We start from the raw sequence: 21,430 nt of genomic DNA, 5'->3' as shown, positions 1-21,430 counted from the left end.
GCCTACTCCCAGTCGACGGACAGCAGGCCGTAGATGTGGACGTCCTCGTACTCGCCCTGGCGGAACCAGTGGTCGCGCATGACGCCTTCGTGTTCGAAGCCGACCTTCTCCAGCACTCGCCGGGACCCATCGTTTCCGGCGAACGCCCGCGCATAGACGCGGTGGAGGCGGAGTTCGGCGAACGCGTAGTCAACGACGGTCCGTGCGGCGTCGGTCGCGTAGCCGTTCCCCCACGCCTCGGGTGTCAGATAGTATCCGAGTTCGGCAGCGCCGGTCGTCGGCGCGACCCGGTTCAGCCCGATCACGCCGACGGGGTCGTCGACACAGAGCAGGAAGTGGACGTCGTCGGTCTCCGGGTCCCCGATCGATTCGATCCACTCGCGTTCGGTCTGCTCGCTCTGTGGCCGGGCGAAGGAGAGTCCGTCGCGGACTGCGGGGTCGTTGACCGTCTCGTGGACGAACTCGGTGTCCTCGTCCTCGATCGTCGCGAGCGATACCTCGTCGCCGTCAAGGAAGGTGGGACCGGGCATAGTCGAACGGACGAGCGACTGCTGGATGAACGTTCTCCCGGTATAACAACTGGTACCAGTCACCGACGGTCGGGGGTCGTAGTGGGTGACGAACGACAGGCCAAAGTCGGACCGGTCCCGGAACGCGTATATGGGAACACCGCTGGAGAGCCGCCAGGCACAGGCCGAAGCAGTCGTCGACCGGCTCCACGAGGAATACCCGGATTCGACTATCTCGCTGAACTACTCGAACCGGCTGGAACTGCTGGTCGCGGTCGTCCTCTCGGCACAATGTACCGACGAACGGGTCAACGAGGTGACCGCGGATCTCTTCGAGAGCTACCGGACGCCGGAGGACTACGCCGAGGCCAGCGAGGAGCAACTGGCCGAGGACATCTACGGGATCACGTTTCACAACAACAAGGGCGGCTATCTCAAGGGAATCGGCGAGACGATCGTCGAGGAACACGACGGCGAGGTGCCCGACACGATGTCGGCACTGACCGACCTCCCCGGTGTGGGCCGCAAGACGGCCAACGTCGTCCTCCAGCACGGACACGACATCGTCGAGGGGATCGTCGTCGATACCCACGTTCAGCGCCTCTCGCGGCGCCTCGGGCTCACCGAGACCGAACGGCCCGAAGCAATCGAGCAGGACCTGCTGGATATCGTTCCCGAATCGGAGTGGCAGCAGTTCACCCACCTCCTGATCGATCACGGCCGGGCGGTCTGTGGCGCCCGCAGCGCGGCGTGTGCGGACTGCGTGCTCGCGGACATCTGTCCCTCCGAGCAAGGCGACAGCGAGATCGATCTGGCCAGCGGTGAGGCCTGGTGATCGGGGGTCGGCAAGAGACCGTGCGAATCGACGGCTGTTCGGATCGGATCGCTCAAACCGCGTACCGGAGCACGTACCGAGCGAGGCCGACGACGTAGGCGAGCATCCAGAAGATGACGTAGCCGAAGACGCCGATCCGGAGCCGAGAGCGCCAGTGGCTCATCGTATCGCCGCCGATTTCGTCCAACAAGAGGTCCTCGTCGTAGTCGTTGTAGAGATCGTGTCTCTGTTTTGCCCGGAAGATGCGGACGATCCCGGTCCCGCCGAAGGCCAGCAGCGCGTAGGCCTGGAGCCCGAGGTAGGCGTGGACCGCCGACAACCCACCGAGTTGGTCAGGGAGCCGGGGCAGCATCCAGCCGAGCATCGGGACCGTCGTCAACACCAGTCCGGTGACGACGAACTTCAGGTGATGCATCAGCACGTCCCAGGTGACCGGCTCGGTCTCGATGATGTAGTAGGCGCCGTAGACGAAACAGGGGAAGCTCAGTGTCACCGACACCAGGGCGACCGTGGCGATGACCCCGTCAGAGACCATGATCGGGGGTTAGAACAGCGTGTGCTAAAACGTGCCGGATGGCGAAGGTCAGAAAGTGTAAGACCGTGCGGACCCTACCTGTGTGTAATGGCCGATCCGGATTCGACCGCTTCCAACGACACTGGTGTGGGTGAGCCGGTTTCCGTTCCGGACGAGTCCGTAGACGAGTCCGATTCGGACCCTGACGCCGATACCACGGACGCGGAGATGGACGAACTCCGCGAACAGGTCGAACAGAAGTACGACTTCGACGACTTCGGCCCGGCCGACATGGCCGAGATGTCCGCCGAGGAGTGGGAAGCCGTCTTCGACGCCGAGACCTGGATCACCGACGAGGAACTGTTGGACCGGGTCGAACGCGACCTGCTCACGCGGGTCGCAAACAGGGACGTCTTCGCCCGTATCGAGCGCCACCACGAACCGCCACACATCCTCGCCTACTCCGACGAGGGGTACGCTGTCGTCTACCCCGACGGCAGTATCGAGGGCGAGGGGACGGTACTCAGGGATGTCAAACCCACCGTCGCGCTGTGCTCGATGGACTCCTACGAGGTCCCCGAGGAGGTTCCGCGGAACCCGTTGCCCGAACCCGAAGCGGTCCCCGAGGGCGGCGGCGAACTGGGCAACTGGATGCTCCAGGCCATCGCCGGTGCGCAACTGCTTGCCGGCCTCGCACTCATCGTGGGCGGTGGCCTGGCGACGGCGGGCATCGTCGGCGACGCCGGGACCAGCATCGCGTTGCTGTTCGTCGCGGGGTTTGCCTTCGTCGGCGTCTCGCTCGTCCTGTTTTTCACCGTCGCCAACGCCAGACTTTCCGATAAGTTCCGGGCTGAGGAGTACCGCGACCGGTTGCGAGCGATCGGCCTGGAGGACGGGGAGCGCCCGGAGTTCGTTCCCGAGATCGAACCCGAATATGACGGGGATCGAGCCGGCACGGATTCGAGCGACGAAGCGGGGACGTGACACCGCAAGCGGGTGTATTCGGTGGGTTTATACAAACTCAGTCCCGAGCCACACGTGTACATGAACAGACGGGAGTTCGTCCGGACCGCAGGGGGCGCCGCCGGGACAGCGGCCGCCCTCAGTGCCACCGGTTCGGCAGCCGCCCAGGAGGACGGCGGCGGTGGCCAGACGGTCCCGGACTACGGCGGCTACCTCGACCAAGTCGGGAACTTCGACGGACCGACGAGTACCGTCGACGCAACCGGGCAAGATACGGTAACAGTCGAGGTTGGTGTCCAAGCCAACGGCGGCGCGTACGGGTTCGGTCCGCCGGCGGTCCACGTCGACAACGGCGCGACCGTCCAGTTCGAGTGGACCGGTGAAGGCGGCGGTCACAACGTCGTCCAGGACAACGGTGAGACGCTCGATTCCGGGAGCGCCGTCTCCTCGAGCGGCGTCAACTACGAGGTGACACTCGACGAGGACGGCATCTACACGTACTACTGTGTCCCACACGAGGGGCTCCAGATGAAAGGTGCCATCGCCGTCGGGTCCGACTACCCGACACAGACGATCGGTGGCGGCGGTCCGGTCGAAGTCGACCCTCACTACGCCGGCGTCCCGATCCAGCCACACTTCGTCGGGATCGGTGCCGGACTCGCCATCTTCCTCCCGCTCGTGTTCACCTTCTTCACGCTGAAATACGGTGAATCGCCACACACCAGCGGAGGGAACAACTGATGGCCTCGGAAGGCTCCACCTACGGTGACATCCACCGGTACGAACCGCCTCGGGAGAGCACCGCAGCGGCCGTCGGGATCGTCCTCCTGACGGTCATCCAGGTGTTTTTCGTCGGGCTGTTCACCTACGGAATGCTGGCCGGATGGGCGTCCGGTATCGGGACGACGCTGACGGTCAGGCTCATCGAGGCCAACATGTTCCTCGGTGGCGTCCTGACGGTCATCTTCCTGGATCTGGCGTTTATCATGCTGTTGTATCGGAAGGAGTTCCTCCCCGACGTGATGATCGTCAAGAAGCGCCGCCGCAAGTGGGAAGACCTCTACGTCCGCCAGGAAGACGTCGACGGGACGACGGCCCTCGACGAGGAACAGCTCGTCGACACGATCAAACGCGCAGTCTATCCATACTACAAGAAGTAACATGCCACTAGACGAAGACAAATACCCCGCCGAAACCGGTCGCCGTCGGTTCGTGAAAGGCGTCGTCGGCAGCGCAGCCCTCTCCAGCGTCGGTGCTGGTGGGCTCGCCGCCGTCGACGCGACCACGGACGCGGCCGGTGAAGGCGGAGGGACGACACAGTTCGTCGGAGTCGAGAACACGGACGGCCCCGCACCACGTGGGATGCCGATTATTCCGATCGAGATCGACGGTGGCCAGATCAACGGCGTCTGGCCCGAGTACGATGAGGCCGCTGGTGCCGCTATCACTCGTGATTTCGGCGGCAGCGGGATCGACTACTCCTCGGCGTGGTTCCAGTACTGTGGGATGCAGACCGCAGCAGGGATCTACCCACAGGCCGACCAGGACAACGCCTTCCGGCACAGCCCCGGAACGTTCTCCTGGCAGGGCGAGTATGAAGCCGGTACCGCGCTGACCGTCGACATGTTTTCGGACTACCAGGAGTGGGGCAACGGTATCGGTCGCGCGGGCGTCGGGAAACCGGCCAGTGTGACCTGGCGCTCTGACGGTGACGTGACATCCATCCCGGTCCAGATACTCCGGTCGGTAGAGGTCGAGCGGATGGCCAACGGCGAGGGGGAGTACGCTGAGCTCCCGAGCAACGTCCAGTCGTTCATCTCGGCGGCTACCGATCAGGGATTCATCGCGTGGCTGAACAAGTGTACGCACTTCTGTTGCGTGCCCGGATTCAAGAAGAACGCGGGGAGTGCGAACTTCGGCGCCGCAAACGAGATCTACTGTGGCTGTCACCAGTCCGTCTACGACCCGTTCAGTCCGGTCCAGACGACGTTCGTGGCGCTACCACGGCCCCCACAGACTGAGTAACCATGAGCCTAGAACGCAAAGACGAACACGACCACAAAGGCTGGATGAAAAAGCGGGACCTCTCGCCCATCGAGACGGTGTATCTGACCGCACTCATCTGGCTCGACAAACGGCTCCGGGTCGTTGACTACCTGGAGATCCTGGAGGATCTCTACTACAAGGTCAACATGCAGATGCCCAAGAGCCACACCGAGCAGTACAACCTCGATAACAAGTTCTGGTACTGGTACCCGTTGTACGCGTTGGGGTCGTTCTCGACGGTCGCGTACATCGTCGCGGCGATCTCGGGCGCGTTGCTCGGGTTCTACTACGCGCCGGCGGCTGCTGCCGCGGACGGCTCGCCGACAGTGGCGTACGACTCGGTGATGCTCATCATGGGCCAGCTCAACCTCGGCTACTTCCTGCGGTCGGTCCACCGCTGGGCCGCACAGGTAATGGTCGCCGCCGTGTTCCTGCACATGCTCCGTGTCTACTTCACGGGCGCGTACAAGGAACCGCGTGAGCTGAACTGGCTCATCGGGATCGTGCTGATCTCGCTGACGCTGGTGTTCGGGTACACCGGGTACCTGCTCCCGTGGAGCCAGCTGTCCTACTGGGCCGGCCAGATCGGCGTCGAGATGTCGCTGTCGATCCCGCTGATCGGCGAGTGGGTCGCACAGCTGATGTTCGGCGGGTTCACGCTCTCGCAGTCGACACTGCAACGGATGTACATCCTGCACGTGTTCTTCCTGCCGTTCATCACGACGGCGGTGATCGCCGTCCACATCGGCATCGTCTGGATGCAAGGCATCGCGGAACCACACTGATACTATGAGCGACAACGACACAGACACGGAATCCGAGGACGTCCGCACGGACGGCTCGGGCGGTGGCATCGTCGCGCCGGACGACGAGACCCCGACGTGGTCCGAACGGAAGACCCGGACCCAGGGACTCTCCCGGCTGACTTACGAGTACTTCGAGCGTGCCCGCCGCGAGGATCAGGACCTGCGCCAGGAGTCGGACTACGTCGAGCGTGACGTGCTCGCGTTCCCGGCCTGGCCCCACGAGATGATGCGCAACCTCGCGCTGACGAGTTTCTTCGTCGGGATGATCCTGTTCGTCTCGGCGGCGCTCCCGCCGGAGATGCCCAACCCGGCGAACTCCGGGGTGACGCCCCAGCCGATCCTGCCGGACTGGTATCTCTACTGGTCGTTCGGGCTGTTGAAACTCGGGCCGCTGAACCCCGACCTCTCGATCCTCGGCGGATCGAAGCTCATGGCCGACCGGACCTACGGTGTCCTGGCGAACGTCGCCGTCGTCGGGTTCGTCGCGATCGTCCCCTTCCTCAACAAGGGGTCCGCACGCCGGCCGGTCGAGCAGCCGTTCTGGGCCGCCGTCGGTATGTCCGGCGTCATCTTCAGCCTGACCATCGCGGCGCTGTCGATCAAGAACCTCCTCCCGATCGACTCCCATCTCCTGTTCGACCTGACGTTCCTGCTGCCGTTCGTCAGTGCGACGATCACCTACGCGGTGTTGAAGACGATGCGGGAGGGGTACATGTTCGATCTCAACCGCCGGTACTACCGGTTGCGGCCGCCGAAGTAACTCCGGATTCTATCGGTTCCGTCGGGTCGCCGACGGCCGCTCCCGTCTCGCCGCAGTAAAGTAACTCCCGCCCCTAGATAGACCGATGACGAACGACCAGTCCGGCGATAGCGGCCGACGGGACGTCGTCGTCCCGGTACGTGTCTACAAGACCGTCACGGTGTTCTCGACGTTGTTTGCGATCCTCTCGGTCGTCGGTGGGTTCATCCTCGTCGACGTCGCGACCAACAGAGCGTCGGCACCGGTCTCCGAGATCGACGCCCCGGTCGCCATCGCCGGGATCGGTCTCATCCTCGCCGGGACTGTCGTCTACGCGTTCTCGACGCGCTTTCGGACCGAGGAGATGGGAAAGTCTAAAGACGACGCTGCCGAACCATCTGATAATGGCTGACGAATTCATCAAGGGCTTCGCTATCCTCATGACCGGCGGCCTCGGCTGGATGACCGTCGCGGGCTGGTACCGGACGCCGAGTTTCGAAGGGGCACAACTCACCGGCGAGGTTACCCTGGAGAACCCGACCGTCTTCGACCAGACGGCGCTTATGTTGGGCGATGTGTCCTTCTGGTTCGCGATCCTCGGGGCGCTCACTTTCTGGGTCCTCATCCCTGCCTTCGACGAACTCCGCGAATATCTCGACGAACGGTCGGCCTAATCGCCGTCACAACTTTTTCAGAGTCGATCCGTCTCCGGCCACAGGCCAGTTTCGCTCTTCGATACCGAAAAGCAGCGGGACAACGCGAGCCTCATCTGGAGAGCTGTCTGAGTACACTACGTACCGTTTTCTGCTACCGGTGGAGGCGTCTGTACGTCGACGTTTTACAGCGTTCGGGTGGAGTCGACGAACCTGTCGCTCGTCGGCGACTGTGCGGGAAAAACCGTGTTCGTGTTTAGACGACGGAGTCCCAAGGGCCGGCGATAACCCAGAAAAGGCTCTGGTAGCTGGCGTACAGCAGGACGAGCATCGCCGCGAAGATCGATCCTTTCGGCCGTTCGAGCGGGACATCCCGGCGCGCTTCGACCCTCCGTGCCTCGAACTCGAAGAAGTCGGTGATGACTGCACCGAGAACGAGCATCGACATGACCATCCCACCGTGGTGTGCCAGGGTCATGTAGTAAAACGAGGTGAGGATGAGGATGACATTGCTCGCGGTGTGGGCCGGATGGCGGCCGAGCGCGTCCGCGCCGCCGTCCTCGTACTGCTTGGTGTGTCGTCTGTGGGCCAGTTGCCGCGTCACGAGGTTAGCGATCACCAGTCCCATGATAACGTACTCGATGACGAGCACGCCACCGGGGGCTGTACTCCCCATGATGGTGTCGAGTGGCCCGAAGAGCGTGACGGATGGCTGCATACGTGAGTCTCAGTCCGAATCCCATTAGTGTCTTTCCACTCGGCGCCGGCGAGACCGGCCTCAGGTGAACCGCGGCCGGCTCTCGTCGACGACGGCGACCCGAACGGTCCCGGCTCGTGACAGCGTCACGGGTTCCCCTCTGTCGACAGTTCCGGTTGGCGTGTCGTCGATCAACAGCGTGACAGTGGCTTCGTCTCGTTCGACCGTCAGCGTCAGTTCTTCGATCGGGACGACCCAGTGCTCGGGGTTCGTCGCGAACGGTGCGATCGGAGCGACGGCGACGATAGGCGACGGGGAGAGGACCGGGCCACCGGCCCGTCGGGCGTATCCCGACGAGCCGGCGGTGGTCGCGACGACGGTTCCGTCGGCACGGAACGCGTCGATCGTATCCGTCGGGGTCTCGACGCCGAACTCGGAGATACGCGCCGCGTCTTCGGTGACGAGTGTCACGTCCCAGACGGCTTCCCCGACGCGCTCGTCGCCACGAACGACAGACAGCGTGTGGTGCCGTTCGGTCCTGGCGTCCGCTAGGGACCCCACCGCTTTCCGGACCGAGTCCCGCGGGACACTCCGTACACCCCGTCCGGCGTCGACCGGGAGAACCACGGAGTCTGTGGCCGAACGGGCGACCGACGCGAACGCCGGCTGGCCGACAGCGAGGACGAAATCGGTCTCGGGGACTGACCCGTCGGTCCGCCACTCGACTGTCCAGTCGTCGTCTCTGAGCAGTTCGGCGACGGACTCGTCACCGACAACGCCGACGGAACGGGTGCTCATCACCGGCTGTTCGGTCAGCCCGAAAAAAAGCCTGCCGCCCTGGTGCGCTCAGATCGGGAGCTTCTGCTGAGCGTACTCCCACAGCAGCGGCGCGTCCGAGAGATGAAACAGCTTCGTCATCGCCCGGAGGTTCCCGTTGTTGACCTCCGTGAGCGTGTCCGAGTCGTTCCTGTGGAGGTCACGCATCAACCGGTCGTACCGTTCGTCGGGTGCCAGGTACAGTAACTCGGTCATCAGCAGGCGCTTTCGCTGGTTGGGGGCCACGTCGCTGTGCCAGAGGCGGTCGTAGACGGCCAGCGAGTCCGCCGACGTATCGGGCGTGTCCGGCGTCAGCGCCGCGTCGGCGGTCGCCGCCGCCGCTCGGGCGGATTTCATCCCCTTGTGGATCCCTTCACCCCACAGCGGGTCGATCGTCGGGACGGTGTCGCCGATGGCCATGAAGTTGTCCGTACTCACCGACGACGGCGGCTGGATGTGGGCCGATCCGCGGTGGGCCTGGGTCCCCTCGATGCGCGTGGCATCCTCGAAGCGGGGATCGGTGTCGAGCCAGTGGTCCAGATAGTCGTCGATAGCCCACCCGTCGCGGGCGTTCTCGCGGTGGGCCTCGTTCTGGATGTAACAGAGGCCGACCTTGGCGGTGTCCGCGCCGGTGTGGAAGATCCAGGAGTAGCCACCCGGTGCCAGGTCGTGATCGAGGCGCAACATCATCGAGTCGGTCAGATCGGCGTGTTGGGGGTGATCGACCTGGATATTCTCGAACTCGTACTCGATGCCGATGGCCTGGTGGTCCCGCTGGAGATCACAGACTCCGAGTTTCTTGGCAAGCGGCGCTGCCGGTCCCGTCGCGTCGACGACGATGTCGGCGTACACCTCCTCGTCGCCGGCGTATCGTACACCGGCGATCTCCCCGTCTTCCATGATCGGCGCCGAGACGCGTGAATCGAACCGGTAGGTCGCCCCGTGTTCGCGGCCTTCCGCGACCAGCCACCGCTTGAAGTCGGCGAACTCCAGTACGGCGCCGGTCTGTGTGCGGACGTAGTGGTCGTTCGGTGACTCCAGGACGACATCGTCCGTGTAGTTCATCACGACGTCGTCCGGGATGTTGAACGCCGTCATCGCCGAGGGGAACGTTCCGGCCGTGGACTTGTTGCTCTGACGTGGGAACTCGTCTTCGGATTCCGTCTCCAGAACCAACACGTCGTACTCTCGCTGCGCCAGGTCCCGGGCACACTGTGCCCCCGCAGGCCCTGCCCCCGCGATCACCACGTCAAAGCGCTCGCTCATAACCGGTGGTTACACCTCGCGGTAATCAACCTTGCTGAATCCACCGAGATACTGTGGGTCCGGGCGTTCTCGAAAGGGTAAAGACGCCACCAGCCACACGACTGGCCAACGCGGGGAGACGAATCATGATACGTACTTCTGTGGCCGGCGCGCTCGCGGATCGCCGCCGCCTCCCGACTGCCCTCCGTGCGGTACTGGGGTACTACGCCGACACCGGGATCTTCGACTACGGCAGCCTCTCGCTGAAGTCCGAGGTCGACGACCGGACCGAAGCCATGGTCGCCGACGTGAACGCCCGGGTCGAGGAGGCACTGGCCGAGGAGTTCGGTCACCCCGTCTCGTTCGACTACGACACGAAGCTCATCCTGCCCGCACAGTTGACGCTGGGGTACGTCTACCGGAGCGCCCGTCAGCAGGCACCGGGCGACCCCGTGACCGACAGTATCGCCGACGGCGTCCCCGATGTCGACGAGGCGGCGCTAGAGCAAGGCCCGGCACAGTCCCTCTCGCCCAGGGAGATGGTCGTCCGCGCCGAGCAGATGACCCGCCTCTCCATCGAGGCGCTGATCGACGGGGACATGCGGGACGCGATCAACGACGACGAGTTCGAGGACTTCGAGGTCGACTTCGACGCCGACGAGGACGATCTACGCCGCGTCGCCGAGACGGCCCAGGGTGCCCTGCAGTCCCATCTCGACGGTTTGCTGGAGGCGATGCCGCCGGTGGTCGAGGAGGCCTACCAGTGGGCGGTCGACTACAGCGAGGCTCACCAGGACCGCGACGACTACTTCCGGGAGTTGATGACCGACGCCGAAGCCGGCGACGAGGACGCAATCGAGGCGATCCGCTCGGAGTACAAGTTCGCCGACTACGAGGAGGACCCGCCGACGTTCGCCGACCGGGAGAAAGCGCTCCCCTACAGCAAGACCCAGTACGCCCGCGTGGGCGTCCTCTACGACGGGATGCTCGACCTCTATCGACTCGCTGGCCTGGACATCGAGCCGGCCTTCGCGAAGTCGATCGTGCTGGCGATCATCGGGGCACAGATCTGGCTCGACGACGTCGACGACTACGACGACGACCGCCGGGAGGGCCAGTTGACGCCGGTGACCGCGGAGTACCTGCTCGCGCCCGACGCGGAGGCGGGCTACCGGCACGTCCTCGATATCACCGAGCAGTACCTCGACCTGGCCGGGGAGTACGCCACGGACGCGGACTCGCCGCTGACGGGGATCGCCGCCGAGTACATCTATCGCTCGGGCGAGCCCGACGTGTTGCCCGGATCGTTCTGAGCGGGGCGGTCATCCGCGGGTACCGCATCTATCGTTTCCCGAGCGCTTCCTCGAACACCCGCTGTGCGCGGTCGTAGGCTGCGTTTCGGTCGACGATCGGGTGTGGGTAGTCCGGTGCCAGCCGCTCGCGCTCGCCCTCGGAGAGGGTCGGCCAGTCGACGATCTTCGCCGCCGGGACGCCCCGTAGCTCGGGGATGTACTCGGTGACGTAGTCCGCGTCGTCGTCGTACTTGCTCATCTGGGAAACCGGATCGAAGATGCGCACGTCAACGGAGTCGGTGCCAGTCGAGGCGATCCACTGCCAGTTGCCGGCGTTGGTCGCCGGGTCGTGGTCGACCAGTTGCTTCGTGAAGTACCGGAGCCCCTCCCGCCAGTCCGTCAGGAGGTGTTTCGTCAGGAACGAGGCGACGTTCTGCCGGGGGCGGTTGTGGACGTACCCCTCCTCGTTTAGCTGTCGCATCCCGGCGTCGACCAGCGGATAGCCCGTCTCGCCGCGCTTCCAGGCGTCGAGGTGGTCAGGGTCGTTCTCCCAGGCGATGTCGTTGGGGAAGGATTTGTAGTTCGCCGACAGCAGGTCGGGGTTGTAGTACAGCAGGTGGTAGTTCTGCTCGCGCCAGGAGAGTTCGTAGCGGTACTTCTGGACGTTGCGCTGTGCGCTGCCGGTGATCGCGGCCTTCCGGTCGCTGGCGTCCTTCCAGACCTCCCGAATCCCGATCATCCCCGCAGCGAGGTACGGCGACAGTCGCGAGACGGCACCGACCGGGCGCTCGACGGCGGCTGTCATGTCGTCGCGGGTGTCGTTGTACGTCTCGATGCCGTCCGCGAGGAACTGGTCGTACCGTTCGCGTGCGGCCTCATATCCCGCGGTCGGCAACTCGATGTCCGCCGTGAGGTCGGGGACGGTCGTCTCGTCGGAGCAATCGGCGAGTTCGTCCTTAGTCGGTGTCTCGGCCGGCGGCAGTTTGTGCTCGGCCTGCCAGTCGTCGTAGAACCGGCTGTGGTTCTCGTAGCGGGGGGCCAGCCGCTCTGGGTCGACCAACAGGAGGTCGGTCACGGATCTGGTGGACACCGCTTCGTCGACGCGGCGCTGTCGGTTCCGTCGGGCCGGGCGGTAGTGTTCGTTGTAGACCACCCGGTCGGCGCCGGACTCGTTGACGACGGTCGCGAGCACGTCCGCAGCGTCGCCTGATCGCACGAGCAGGTCGCTTCCCCGCTCCCGGTAGGCCCGCTTCAGTGCCCGCACGCCCTGCAAGAAGAACGCTCGCTGGCGTTTCCCGATCTTCGTCAGGATCTCCGTGTCGACGACGTAGACGGGGACGACAGGCCCGTCGTTCGCGGCCAGTGCGAGCCCGCGGTTGTCGGGGATTCTGAGGTCCCGCTGGTGCCAGAAGACGTTCATGCAGGGTCGAGGGTTCGCCGACGTAAGTCACCGCCACCAACGCTGTTGGGTGTGAGTGGTCGACGCAGCCGACTCGTGGTCTCACAGGCGTCTCGATAGCGGCTAGCCGAGCGTCCGACGAGCGAAACGAGTCGGTCCACAGAACTTCGCGCCGCTCGTCTTTCGAGTCCTGCGGTCGCGGCGTTCTCGCAGGACACCGAACTCGCGGCTGCGCCGCGAGTTTGGCCTTTCTCGCGGTGAGCGGTGCGCTTCGAGCACCCGAACCCGGAAAACGGTGGTCTAGTAGAACTCCCGCACCAGGTCCATCGCGCCCTCGGGAGCACCGTCGGGGATCTCGGCCATCGAGGAGTCGATACCCTCACGCTGTTCGAAGGGGACGGAGTCCTCGTTCTGGTAGAGCACGCCCATGTACTCCTTGTCGGATTCGAGGATCTTGTCCTTGGCCTGGTCGCGGTTGTTCGGGTCGTGGTCCGTCTCGTCGAGGTCCACGATGGCGTCCCGGAAGTAGTCGTAGGTGTCGACGTCGTTGAACGTCACGCACGGCGAGTAGACGTTGACGAACCCGAAGCCGTCGTGTTCGATGGCCTGCTGGATGATCTCGGCGTGTCGCTGTGCGTCCGAGGAAAAGGACTGGGCGATGAACGTCGCACCGGCCGACAGCGCCAGGGCCTTCGGGTTGACCGGGGGCTGTTTCGGCCCGTCGGGAGTCGTCCCCGTCTCGAAGTCCTCGCGCGAGGTCGGGGAGGCCTGGCCCTTGGTCAGCCCGTAGATGCGGTTGTCCATGACGACGTAGGACATGTCGACGTTCCGGCGGACGGCGTGGATGAAGTGGCCGGCACCGATGGAGTAGCCGTCGCCGTCGCCGCCGGCGACCATCACTTCCAGGTTGGGGTTGGCCATCTTCACGCCGATGCCCACCGGCAGGGCGCGGCCGTGGACGCCGTGGAGGGCGTAGCTGTGCATGTAGGTCCCGATCTTGCCGGAACAACCGATCCCGGCGACGACAAACGTATTGTCGGGATCGTTGCCCGTCTCGGCCAGGGCCTTCATCATGCCGTTCATCGTCCCGAAGTCACCACAGCCGGGACACCACGTCGGTTGCTTGTCGGACTTGAAATCTGTGAATCGAACGTCTGAGCTCATTCTGCTTCAACCTCCTGTGTACCGCTGTCTGAATCGATCGTCTGCTTGACCTCTGTTGCGAGTTCGTCCGCTTTGAACCGGACGCCGTTGTACTTGTTGATACGCTCGACGCGTTCTAACACGTCGTGTTCGACGATGTCGGCGAACTGCCCGGTCGCGTTACACTCGACGACGATGACCTTCTCGGCGGCCTCGACCTCGTCGGTCAGGTCCGGCCGCGGGAAGATGTACGGCACCGAGACGAACCGGACGTCGTACCCCTCCTCGTCGAGCAGTTCCAGCCCTTCACGCATCGCACCCTCGTTCGACCCCCACGAGAGCACCAGCGTATCGGCATCGGGGTCGCCGAACTCGCGGTAGTCGAAGTTCTCCTGTTCCCGAGCGGTCTCGACTTTCCGCTGGCGCTTGTCGACCTGCTCGATGCGCACGTCGGTGTCCTCGGTCCGGCGCCCGAGTTCGTCGTGTTCGAGGCCGGTGGTCATGTGTGCGCCGTCGGTCGTCCCCGGGAACGCACGCGGCGAGACGCCGTCGGCGGCCGGGAAGTGCGCCTGGAAGCGGCCCTGTTCGTCGAGCCAGGCGTCGATCTCGTCCTCGTCGACGACTTTCCCGCGGTCGATCTCGACCTCGTCCATGTCGAACGTCTCGGGGGAAAACGTCTGTTCGGTGACAGCCATCGCCAGGTCCGAGACCAGGAAGACCGGAGTCTGGTACTTCTCGGCGAGGTTGAACGCCTCGACGGTCTTCCAGAAACACTCCGAGACGGTCGTCGGTGCGACGACGAACCGGGGGATCTCGCCGTGGCCGCCGTACAGCGTCATGTTCAGATCGCCCTGTTCCTGTTTGGTGGGCATCCCCGTCGAGGGGCCGGACCGCATCACGTCACAGATGACCAGCGGCGTTTCGCTGGTCGCGACCAGCCCGAACGTCTCCGTCATCAGGTCGATACCGGGTCCGGACGTCGCGGTCATCGCGCGAGCGCCGGCACGGGCCGCGCCCAGTGCCATGTTGATCGCGGAGAGTTCGTCCTCCGCCTGGACCACCTTGCCGCCGTACTGATCGACCCGGCCGGTCATGTACTCCATCACGTCGGTCGCGGGCGTGATCGGATAGCCGGAGTAGAACCGACAGCCGGCAGCGATCGCGCCCATCCCGATGGCCTCGTCGCCGTTGAGCAGGACGTAGTCCTCGTCGGTGGTCTCCATCGAGTAGTCGAAGCTCTGGTCGTACTCTTCCTGGACGTACTCCTGTCCCATCCGGGCGGCCTGTTTGTTGTTCTCGACGATTGCTTCACCTTTGTCGCCGAAGCGTTTCTGGAGGCTCTCGTCGAGGTTCTCGATCGGGAAGCTCGTCACCTCACACGCCGCGCCCAGCGCCACAACGTTGAGCATGATCGCACCGCCGGCGTCCTCGGCTAACCGCTTGAGCGGGACCTCTAGGGCAGTGGCGCCGTGGGGAACCTCGACGTCCTGCATCGTCGAGCGTTCGCCGTCGTAGATGATGACCGAGTCCTCGTGCAGCTCGTCCTCGTTCTCGTGGATCGTGCGTTCGGTCAGCGCGATGAGGATATCGAGGCGGTCGACGACGCTCTCTACGCGGTCGACCGAGGTCCGCACTTTGTACGCGGTGTAGCCCCCGCGAATCCGGGAGGCGAAGTCCTTTGAGGTGAAGACGTGTCGACCGGCCCGGGAGAGCGCCTGCGCGAAGATCTTCCCGGTAGAGTCGATCCCATCGCCGGCTTCTCCGCCGATGGCCCAGTTGAGGTCCTCTGGCATACTACCGCACGGGTAGCCTGCGGGGGAAGAAAAGGCTTCTGTGTGCGCCCGCACGCGCGAGGGGACTCGGATGTGAAACAATCGATAATACTTCCGGTAGAATCGACCGAAACCACCTTGTCGGGGCCGTCCTTCCTCGCCGATATGGACGAACGTTCACTGCCCGTCACAGCGGTTCACTCGGTCGGGCCTGACGCGATCGCTATCGATATCGAGACGCCTGCCGAGTTCGACGCGCAACCAGGCCAGTTCGTCAAAGTCACGCTGCCCGGCGACGACGAGTCGCGCTTCTATACGATCTCCTCGCCGGATGTCGAGGGGACCTTCGAGGTGACCGTCGGCATCGATCCCGACGGCGAGGTCGCCCCACAGCTCGCCGAGCTGGCTGCCGGTGACGAACTGCTAGTGGCCGGACCGTTCGGCTCGGACTACTACGAGGGCGAGTCGCGAGCGGTCGTCGTCGCCGGCGGTCCCGGTGTCGGTCCGGCTGTCGGAATCGCCGAACGAGCACTGGCAGACGGCAACGAGGTCGCTGTCGTCTACCAGGACGACGACCCGATCCACGTCGACCGTCTCGACGCCCTGCGGGAGGCCGGTGCCGTCGTCCACCTGCTGGGAGACGACGAGGAACTGACCGAGGCTGTCGCCGACGCTGTCGCCGACGGCGGACAGGTGTTCATCTATGGCTTCGCCGATTTCTTGGACGCAGCGACGGCAGCCCTCGGTGCGGCCGGTGTCGATGCCGACGACGCGAAAGTCGAGAACTTCGGCTGATCCGGTCACACTGCTGTTCGGCTGGCACTCTATCGGTCGAATACAGCCACACGGGACGGCGCTCCGTCCCAGCGCAACAAAACCTATAACCCGTTCGTGCTAACTCCGTCCATGCGCGAGGCAAGTCGGACGACGCGCCAGCGCATCGCTGATCGATTGCGCGAGGAAGCGATGGCCGCGGGCGCTATCGCGACCGCCTTCGAGATACGGACCAGCGACGCGCTCACACACGTCGAACACATCGCGAAATCCCTCGAACCGACGGACGAGCAACTGCTCGTCGCGCCACCCGAATGCGAGGACTGTGGGTTCAGCGACTTCGACGACCTGACGAACCGACCCAGTCGGTGTCCCGAGTGCAAGTGCGAGAGCATCACCGAACCGGCCTACCGGATCGGGTAAGGCTCCCGACCGGTCGACCTTACTGCCCGGAGAACCCGATCCGACCGCGGGATGACAGATCGTGGTCGCCAGACGACCCCCGCTTCTCGAACTCGTAGCGGTCGTCAGTCAGGTAGACGACACCGTCCTCGGTCGTGACCTCGATTTCCTCCAGAACAGCGCCCTCACAGGGACCGTACGTACAGTGGCCGGTGTCGCACTCGAAGGTGGCTCCGTGTTTCTCACACACCAGTTCGCCGCCGCGGCGGGGCGCACCGCTGCCCTTGTCGAGGCGGATGTCCCGCCAGTGTGGGCAGTAGTTCTCGAAGGCCACGACACCGTCGCTGAGACGGACCAGGATCGCCTCCTCGGTGTCGAAGCCGTCCCGGACGGTAAACAGGAAACTCCCGTCTTCGGGGATCTCGTTGACTGCCGCGATACGACTGTCCTCGTCCATCGTTGGCCGATGTAGGGGTGACACTGTTTTCAACGCCCCGGTCCGCCGAGCCCCGCTCGCCAGCCCCCCGGCTCAGTAGTGTTCGCGCTCGATTCGCTCGTCGTAGAGGCGTTGGAGGAGCTTCGTCATCGGTCCGGTTCCCACGTCGATGCCGTCGACGGTCCCGACCGGACGGAGCTCCCACGTCGAGTTGGTCAGGAACGCTTCGTCGGCCTCGCGAACGTCGTCGAGCGTGTACGCGCCCTCCTCGACCGGGAACCCCTCCTCCCGGGCCAACTCGACGACGACCTCCCGGGTGATCCCGGGGAGCAAGTCCAGATCTGTGCTGGGGGTCCGGATGGCGTCGTCGGCCACGAAAAAGAGGTTGCTCGTCGCGCCCTCGACGACGGTTCCGTCGATGTCCCGGACGAGCGCTTCGTCGGCGGCGTCGCCGTCGGGCGCTGCACGCTGGAGTTCCAGGCGAGCGAGGATTCCGTTGAGGTAGTTGTGGGTCTTGGCGTCGGCGGGCAGTGATTCGCTGGGAATCCGGCGGGTCCGGACCGTCTGGAGGTCGGCCGGGCCGTCCCAGACCGGGTCGCCGTCGCGGCCACCCGTCGGGAGTTCCGAGCAGATGACGACGACCGTCGGCTCGACCTCGGGGTCGGGGGTGAGCTTCCCGGGCTGGACCCCGCGGGTGACCGAGACTTTCACGTACGCTTCCCGGAGGTCGTTGGCCGCCAGGGTCTCGTCGACCCGCTCACGGAGGTCGTCAGGCACGGCCGCCCCGAACCCAAGCGTCTCCGCGGTTCGCTGGAGGCGGTCGCGGTGGGCGTCCCACCGGAAGGGATCGCCGCCGTAGACCCGCAGCGTCTCGAAGGCGGCGTCGCCGTACATGAACCCGCGGTCGCGGACCGATACCGTCGCTTCCTCGGCCGGGACGAGCCGGCCGTCTACGTGATACTGCATGTGAGACAGAAGTTCTCGATCATTGTCTTGCCGTGGTCTGTCAGGATGCTCTCCGGGTGGAACTGGACGCCGACGTGTGGCCGCTCGCGGTGGCGCACACCCATCACGATGCCGGCCTCGTCGTCGGTGTAGGCGGTCTCTTCGAGGACGGCCGGCAACTCGTCGCGGTCGACCGCCAGCGAGTGGTAGCGGCCGACCTCGACCCCGTCGGGGACTCCCTCGAAGACACCCTCGCCGTCGTGGGTGACCGCCGAGGACTTGCCGTGGACGACCGACTCGGCGTGACCGACGGGTGCTCCCGCGGCGGCACACAGCGCCTGATGGCCCAGACAGACCCCCAGCGTCGGATACGAGAGGTCGGCGAAGATCGGCATCGAGACGCCTGCTTCCTGGGGAGTCCCCGGCCCGGGCGAGACGACGATGCCGTCCGGGTCCAACTCGCGGATGTCGTCGATGTCGACGGCGTCGTTGCGCCGCACGATGACGTCGTCTTCGGTGCCGCCCAGGCGGAGGACGACCTCGCCGACGTACTGGACGAGGTTGTAGGCGAAGGAGTCGTAGTTGTCGACGACCAAGACCGTCGGCGCCGTCTCGCCCGTCATCGTCGTCCCTCCACGGAGAGGTCGGCCCGTTCCCCGAGCGCCTCGTCGACCGCGGTCACGAGGGCACGACCCTTGTCCAGGGTCTCCTCGTACTCGCTGTCGGGGTCCGAATCGGCGACGATTCCCGCGCCAACGCGGAGATGGTACTGCTCGCCGTAGCGGACCAGCGTGCGGATGACGATGTTTAGCGTCGCCCGCCCGTCGAAGCCGAAGAGGCCGATCGAGCCGGTGTAGGGACCCCGTCGGGTCCGTTCGACCTCGTCGATGATCGCCATCGTCCGGGGTTTGGGCGCGCCGGTGATCGTCCCGCCGGGGAACACCGCTGCGACGGCGTCCCGCAGCGAGGCCCGTTCGCGCAGTCGCCCCTCGACGACCGAGACTAAGTGCATCACCTCCGAGTAGCGGTCGACCCGTCGGTAGTCGGTCACCTCGACCGAGCCGAACTGGCTCACCTTCCCGAGGTCGTTGCGCTCTAAGTCGACGAGCATCGCGTGTTCGGCGCGCTCTTTCTCGTCGGCAAGCAGGTCCCGCTCCAGTTCGTCGTCGGCGTCGGGGGTCTCCCCGCGGGGCCGGGTCCCGGCGATGGGTTCGGTGACCAGTCGCTCGCCGTCGCGGTGCAACAGGAGCTCGGGGCTGGCACTCACCAGATCGACCCCGGGGAACTCCACGAGTGCGGAGTACGGTGCCGGGTTCACGGCCCGGAGCGCGTCGAACGCCTCGACAGGGTGGACGGCCGCCGGCGCTGTCAGGCGCTGGGAGACGTTCGCCTGGAAGGTGTCGCCGTCCCGGATGTACTGTTTGACCGTCCGCACGCGTTCGGCGAAGGCCTCGCGGGTGCAGTCGCTCTCGAAGCGCGCCTCGTCGGCCGATACCGGCGGGTCGCCGACCGACGGATCGCCCTCGACGGCCTGGCGGGCCAGTTCCAGCGCGTGTTGTTTGCCGAACTCGTAGGCTACTCCGATGTCCGGGTGGTCGTCCAGCCGGGGACAGGCGGTCACCCGGAGTTCGACCGACCCGCCGCCGCGGGGCTCCTCCCAGGCGGCGACCCGGTCGTAGGTCGCGAGTTGGAGTCGGGGCAGCGCGCGGTCGGGGACTGCGGAGTCGGGAATGGCCTCCAGTTCACGAGCGATGTCGTAGGAGAGCCAGCCGACGGCTCCACAGGGATAGGGGACGTCACACGGCCCCCGGGCCAGCGCCTCGCCGTCGAGGACGGCCGCCAGCGCGTCCAGGCTCTCGCCGGTGTCGGGGCCGACCTCGTGGAAGTCGGCGGGTGCCGTCGCGAAGTAGCCCCAGCCGGACTGGCCGCCGGTCGTCGCCAGGTAGACGCCGCCAGTCCCCTCACGGGCACGCCGGTAGGCAGTGAACGGGTCATCGACGGTAGTCCGGATTTCGACCGGCACGCGAGCGTCGGCGGGCGCGTCGCTTGCGACCCGCTCGAACGTCTCGCGGTCAGTTTCGACCGTTCGCATCATCGATGCAAAACAGCGGCGCGACTAATTCGCTTGCGGTTCGTCCGATCAGTACTCCCGTGCGCGCTCGACCCACCCCGAGACGCGGCTCTCGGAGAGGTCCGTCTCCGCCGCGATGTCGGCTGCGTCGGCGACTGCTAACTCGCCGACCGTCTCGATGCCGACCCTGGAGAGCCGCTCCGCGTAGGCGGGGCCGATCCCTTTGATCGCTGTCACACCGTCGTCGGAGCCCTCGGGCTCCGCTGTGGTCTCGGAGTCGGCTGACCCGGTGGCCGTCTCCGATTCGGCTGACTCGGCCTCGTTGTCTCCGTCGGTGTTCGACACCATCGTCTCGGTCCCTTTGACGGCGTCTTCGGACTCGGTTGCGGGTTCGCGCTCGACGGTCACGTCCACGTCGCCGGACCCACTGGCGGTCGTGGCCGACTCGGTCCCGTCGAGTCCGAGGGCGGATTTCAGTTTCTGGAGCAGACCCATACCGTCCTCTATCACAGCCCGACACTAATCTCTTGCTGGAGCGGCCGACCCCAGGCCCGCCCGCAGCGCCTCGTTCATGGCGCTGACGGGTGCGTCCCGACCCGTCCAGATCTCGAACGCCTCGACACCCTGATACAGTAACATCCAGGCACCGTCGACGGTCCTCGCACCGGCCGCGGCCGCGTCCCGGAGGAGCCGAGTCTCGATCGGCGAGTAGACGGCGTCCAGCACCGCGAGGTCGCCGTGGAGTGCCCCGGACGGCACCGGCGTCTCGTCCTCGTCCATCCCGACGCTGGTGGCGTTGACGAGCACGTCGGCGTCGGCGAGGAACTCACCCAGCCCGTCGAGTCCGTGGCCGCTGGCGCCCGGGACCGCATCGGCGAGGTCGTGAGCGCGGGCTTCGGTCCGGTTGGCGATCCTGACGGTCATCCCTTCGTCGGCCAGCCCGAAGGCGGCCGCGCGACCGGCCCCGCCGGCGCCGACGACGACCGCGGTCCCGTCAAGGGTCACGTCGTGGTGTTTCAGCGCGCGGACGGCCCCGACGGCGTCCGTGTTGTGGCCGGTCGGTGTCTCGCCGGTGAAATCGATGGTGTTGACCGCACCGATCCGCTCGGCGAGCGGTGCCGGTTCGACGGCCCCCAGTACGTCCTGTTTGAACGGGGCGGTGACGTTGAGCCCGTCGACGCCGAGCGTGTCGGCGGCGTCCACGGCGGCCGCGCCGGCGTCCGCCGCTGGTTCGAAAGTGACGTACTTCGCGTCGAGCCCGATCGCGTCGTAGCCCGCCTCGTGCATCGGCGGGGACAGTGAGTGGCCAACGGGGTTCCCGATGAGCGCGTACACATCCATACGCTGTCCGCGTACGCGCCGGACATGAACGT

General features: G+C 65.5%; 26 protein-coding genes. 12 read left to right on the top strand and 14 right to left on the bottom strand.

Features of this window, described 5'->3' with window-relative positions; translation table 11 throughout:
• Positions 1 to 2: 2 nt before the first annotated feature.
• Positions 3 to 530 (bottom strand): GNAT family N-acetyltransferase, encoded by a 528-nt coding sequence (locus VJ109_RS02240; protein WP_324758693.1) that lies wholly within the window; start codon positions 528 to 530, stop codon positions 3 to 5.
• Positions 531 to 660: 130 nt separating this feature from the next.
• Between VJ109_RS02240 and nth the strand changes: the two genes are divergently transcribed.
• Entirely contained in the window at positions 661 to 1,344 is a 684-nt protein-coding gene (gene nth, locus VJ109_RS02235; protein WP_324758691.1) for an endonuclease III, read from the top strand.
• A 52-nt stretch (positions 1,345 to 1,396) separates the two neighbouring features.
• Here nth and VJ109_RS02230 read toward each other — a convergent pair whose 3' ends face one another.
• Positions 1,397 to 1,879 (bottom strand): DUF7321 family protein, encoded by a 483-nt coding sequence (locus tag VJ109_RS02230; protein WP_324758689.1) that lies wholly within the window; start codon positions 1,877 to 1,879, stop codon positions 1,397 to 1,399.
• Between the two features lie 87 nt (positions 1,880 to 1,966).
• On the opposite strand from VJ109_RS02230, the gene VJ109_RS02225 reads away from it, so the two are divergent.
• The 8 genes from VJ109_RS02225 to VJ109_RS02190 all read left to right on the top strand — a co-directional run bounded on the left by VJ109_RS02225 (position 1,967) and on the right by VJ109_RS02190 (position 7,086).
• The gene (locus VJ109_RS02225) at positions 1,967 to 2,842 is read left to right on the top strand and encodes a DUF7319 domain-containing protein (RefSeq protein WP_434737267.1); all 876 of its coding nucleotides are present in this window, start codon (positions 1,967 to 1,969) and stop codon (positions 2,840 to 2,842) included.
• 60 nt (positions 2,843 to 2,902) lie between these two features.
• Positions 2,903 to 3,562 (top strand): halocyanin domain-containing protein, encoded by a 660-nt coding sequence (locus VJ109_RS02220; protein WP_324758687.1) that lies wholly within the window; start codon positions 2,903 to 2,905, stop codon positions 3,560 to 3,562.
• The gene (locus tag VJ109_RS02215; RefSeq protein ID WP_324758685.1) at positions 3,562 to 3,981 is read left to right on the top strand and encodes a DUF7318 family protein; all 420 of its coding nucleotides are present in this window, start codon (positions 3,562 to 3,564) and stop codon (positions 3,979 to 3,981) included. Before VJ109_RS02220 ends, VJ109_RS02215 begins: the two co-directional genes overlap by 1 nt.
• 1 nt (position 3,982) lies before the next feature.
• Positions 3,983 to 4,846 carry a ubiquinol-cytochrome c reductase iron-sulfur subunit gene (locus VJ109_RS02210; RefSeq protein ID WP_324758683.1) on the top strand — a complete coding sequence of 288 codons (864 nt, stop codon included), beginning with the start codon at positions 3,983 to 3,985 and terminating at the stop codon, positions 4,844 to 4,846.
• A gap of 2 nt (positions 4,847 to 4,848) precedes the next feature.
• Entirely contained in the window at positions 4,849 to 5,652 is an 804-nt protein-coding gene (locus VJ109_RS02205) for a cytochrome b (RefSeq protein ID WP_324758682.1), read from the top strand.
• 4 nt (positions 5,653 to 5,656) lie between these two features.
• Positions 5,657 to 6,433: a cytochrome b family protein gene (locus VJ109_RS02200; RefSeq protein ID WP_324758680.1), complete on the top strand. Its 777-nt coding sequence runs from the start codon at positions 5,657 to 5,659 to the stop codon at positions 6,431 to 6,433.
• A gap of 85 nt (positions 6,434 to 6,518) precedes the next feature.
• Positions 6,519 to 6,824 carry a DUF7315 family membrane protein gene (locus VJ109_RS02195; protein ID WP_276220647.1) on the top strand — a complete coding sequence of 102 codons (306 nt, stop codon included), beginning with the start codon at positions 6,519 to 6,521 and terminating at the stop codon, positions 6,822 to 6,824.
• Positions 6,817 to 7,086 (top strand): DUF7314 family protein, encoded by a 270-nt coding sequence (locus VJ109_RS02190; RefSeq protein ID WP_324758677.1) that lies wholly within the window; start codon positions 6,817 to 6,819, stop codon positions 7,084 to 7,086. Before VJ109_RS02195 ends, VJ109_RS02190 begins: the two co-directional genes overlap by 8 nt.
• 235 nt (positions 7,087 to 7,321) lie before the next feature.
• On the opposite strand, the gene VJ109_RS02185 is transcribed toward VJ109_RS02190, so the two are convergent.
• Genes VJ109_RS02185 through VJ109_RS02175 form a run of 3 tightly spaced genes read right to left on the bottom strand, consistent with a single transcriptional unit; the run spans position 7,322 to position 9,844 of the window.
• Positions 7,322 to 7,783, bottom strand: a complete 462-nt coding sequence (locus VJ109_RS02185) for a DUF7313 family protein (RefSeq protein ID WP_324758675.1) — start codon at positions 7,781 to 7,783, stop codon at positions 7,322 to 7,324.
• Positions 7,784 to 7,843: 60 nt separating this feature from the next.
• Positions 7,844 to 8,560, bottom strand: coding sequence for an NAD(+)/NADH kinase (locus VJ109_RS02180; protein ID WP_324758674.1), 717 nt, complete (start codon positions 8,558 to 8,560; stop codon positions 7,844 to 7,846).
• A 48-nt stretch (positions 8,561 to 8,608) separates the two neighbouring features.
• Positions 8,609 to 9,844 (bottom strand): digeranylgeranylglycerophospholipid reductase, encoded by a 1,236-nt coding sequence (locus tag VJ109_RS02175; RefSeq protein WP_324758671.1) that lies wholly within the window; start codon positions 9,842 to 9,844, stop codon positions 8,609 to 8,611.
• 125 nt (positions 9,845 to 9,969) lie between these two features.
• Here VJ109_RS02175 and VJ109_RS02170 point away from each other — a divergent pair, with 125 nt between their 5' ends.
• A complete protein-coding gene (locus VJ109_RS02170) occupies positions 9,970 to 11,136 on the top strand; it encodes a hypothetical protein (RefSeq protein ID WP_324758669.1) in 1,167 nt (388 codons plus the stop codon).
• 28 nt (positions 11,137 to 11,164) lie between these two features.
• Here the strand turns inward: VJ109_RS02170 and VJ109_RS02165 are convergent, their stop codons facing one another.
• From VJ109_RS02165 to VJ109_RS02155, 3 genes are all read right to left on the bottom strand, one after another.
• Positions 11,165 to 12,535, bottom strand: a complete 1,371-nt coding sequence (locus tag VJ109_RS02165) for a cryptochrome/photolyase family protein (protein ID WP_324758668.1) — start codon at positions 12,533 to 12,535, stop codon at positions 11,165 to 11,167.
• A 279-nt stretch (positions 12,536 to 12,814) separates the two neighbouring features.
• Positions 12,815 to 13,678, bottom strand: a complete 864-nt coding sequence (locus tag VJ109_RS02160; RefSeq protein WP_276220658.1) for a 2-oxoacid:ferredoxin oxidoreductase subunit beta — start codon at positions 13,676 to 13,678, stop codon at positions 12,815 to 12,817.
• A complete protein-coding gene (locus VJ109_RS02155) occupies positions 13,675 to 15,450 on the bottom strand; it encodes a 2-oxoacid:acceptor oxidoreductase subunit alpha (protein ID WP_324758665.1) in 1,776 nt (591 codons plus the stop codon). The genes VJ109_RS02160 and VJ109_RS02155 overlap by 4 nt, the downstream gene beginning before the upstream one ends.
• 144 nt (positions 15,451 to 15,594) lie before the next feature.
• Here VJ109_RS02155 and VJ109_RS02150 point away from each other — a divergent pair, with 144 nt between their 5' ends.
• A complete protein-coding gene (locus VJ109_RS02150) occupies positions 15,595 to 16,224 on the top strand; it encodes an FAD-binding oxidoreductase (RefSeq protein ID WP_324758663.1) in 630 nt (209 codons plus the stop codon).
• 111 nt (positions 16,225 to 16,335) lie between these two features.
• The gene (locus tag VJ109_RS02145; protein ID WP_324758661.1) at positions 16,336 to 16,626 is read left to right on the top strand and encodes a transcriptional regulator; all 291 of its coding nucleotides are present in this window, start codon (positions 16,336 to 16,338) and stop codon (positions 16,624 to 16,626) included.
• Positions 16,627 to 16,645: 19 nt separating this feature from the next.
• On the opposite strand, the gene VJ109_RS02140 is transcribed toward VJ109_RS02145, so the two are convergent.
• The 6 genes from VJ109_RS02140 to aroE form a co-directional block, all read right to left on the bottom strand.
• Positions 16,646 to 17,062 (bottom strand): Rieske (2Fe-2S) protein, encoded by a 417-nt coding sequence (locus tag VJ109_RS02140; RefSeq protein WP_324758659.1) that lies wholly within the window; start codon positions 17,060 to 17,062, stop codon positions 16,646 to 16,648.
• Between the two features lie 72 nt (positions 17,063 to 17,134).
• Positions 17,135 to 18,007 (bottom strand): aminotransferase class IV, encoded by an 873-nt coding sequence (locus VJ109_RS02135; protein ID WP_324758658.1) that lies wholly within the window; start codon positions 18,005 to 18,007, stop codon positions 17,135 to 17,137.
• Positions 17,992 to 18,609, bottom strand: a complete 618-nt coding sequence (locus tag VJ109_RS02130; RefSeq protein ID WP_324758656.1) for an anthranilate synthase component II — start codon at positions 18,607 to 18,609, stop codon at positions 17,992 to 17,994. Before VJ109_RS02130 ends, VJ109_RS02135 begins: the two co-directional genes overlap by 16 nt.
• A complete protein-coding gene (gene pabB / locus VJ109_RS02125; protein WP_324758655.1) occupies positions 18,606 to 20,078 on the bottom strand; it encodes an aminodeoxychorismate synthase, component I in 1,473 nt (490 codons plus the stop codon). The genes VJ109_RS02130 and pabB overlap by 4 nt, the downstream gene beginning before the upstream one ends.
• Before the next feature lie 48 nt (positions 20,079 to 20,126).
• Positions 20,127 to 20,552 (bottom strand): helix-hairpin-helix domain-containing protein, encoded by a 426-nt coding sequence (locus VJ109_RS02120; RefSeq protein ID WP_324758654.1) that lies wholly within the window; start codon positions 20,550 to 20,552, stop codon positions 20,127 to 20,129.
• Between the two features lie 24 nt (positions 20,553 to 20,576).
• A complete protein-coding gene (gene aroE, locus VJ109_RS02115) occupies positions 20,577 to 21,398 on the bottom strand; it encodes a shikimate dehydrogenase (protein ID WP_324758653.1) in 822 nt (273 codons plus the stop codon).
• Positions 21,399 to 21,430 lie beyond the last annotated feature (32 nt).

This window comes from Haloarcula montana (assembly GCF_035666295.1).
GTDB lineage: Archaea > Halobacteriota > Halobacteria > Halobacteriales > Haloarculaceae > Haloarcula > Haloarcula montana.
The sequence above is the reverse complement of the archived record's forward strand: the minus strand, read 5'-3'. Positions and strand labels throughout refer to the sequence as shown.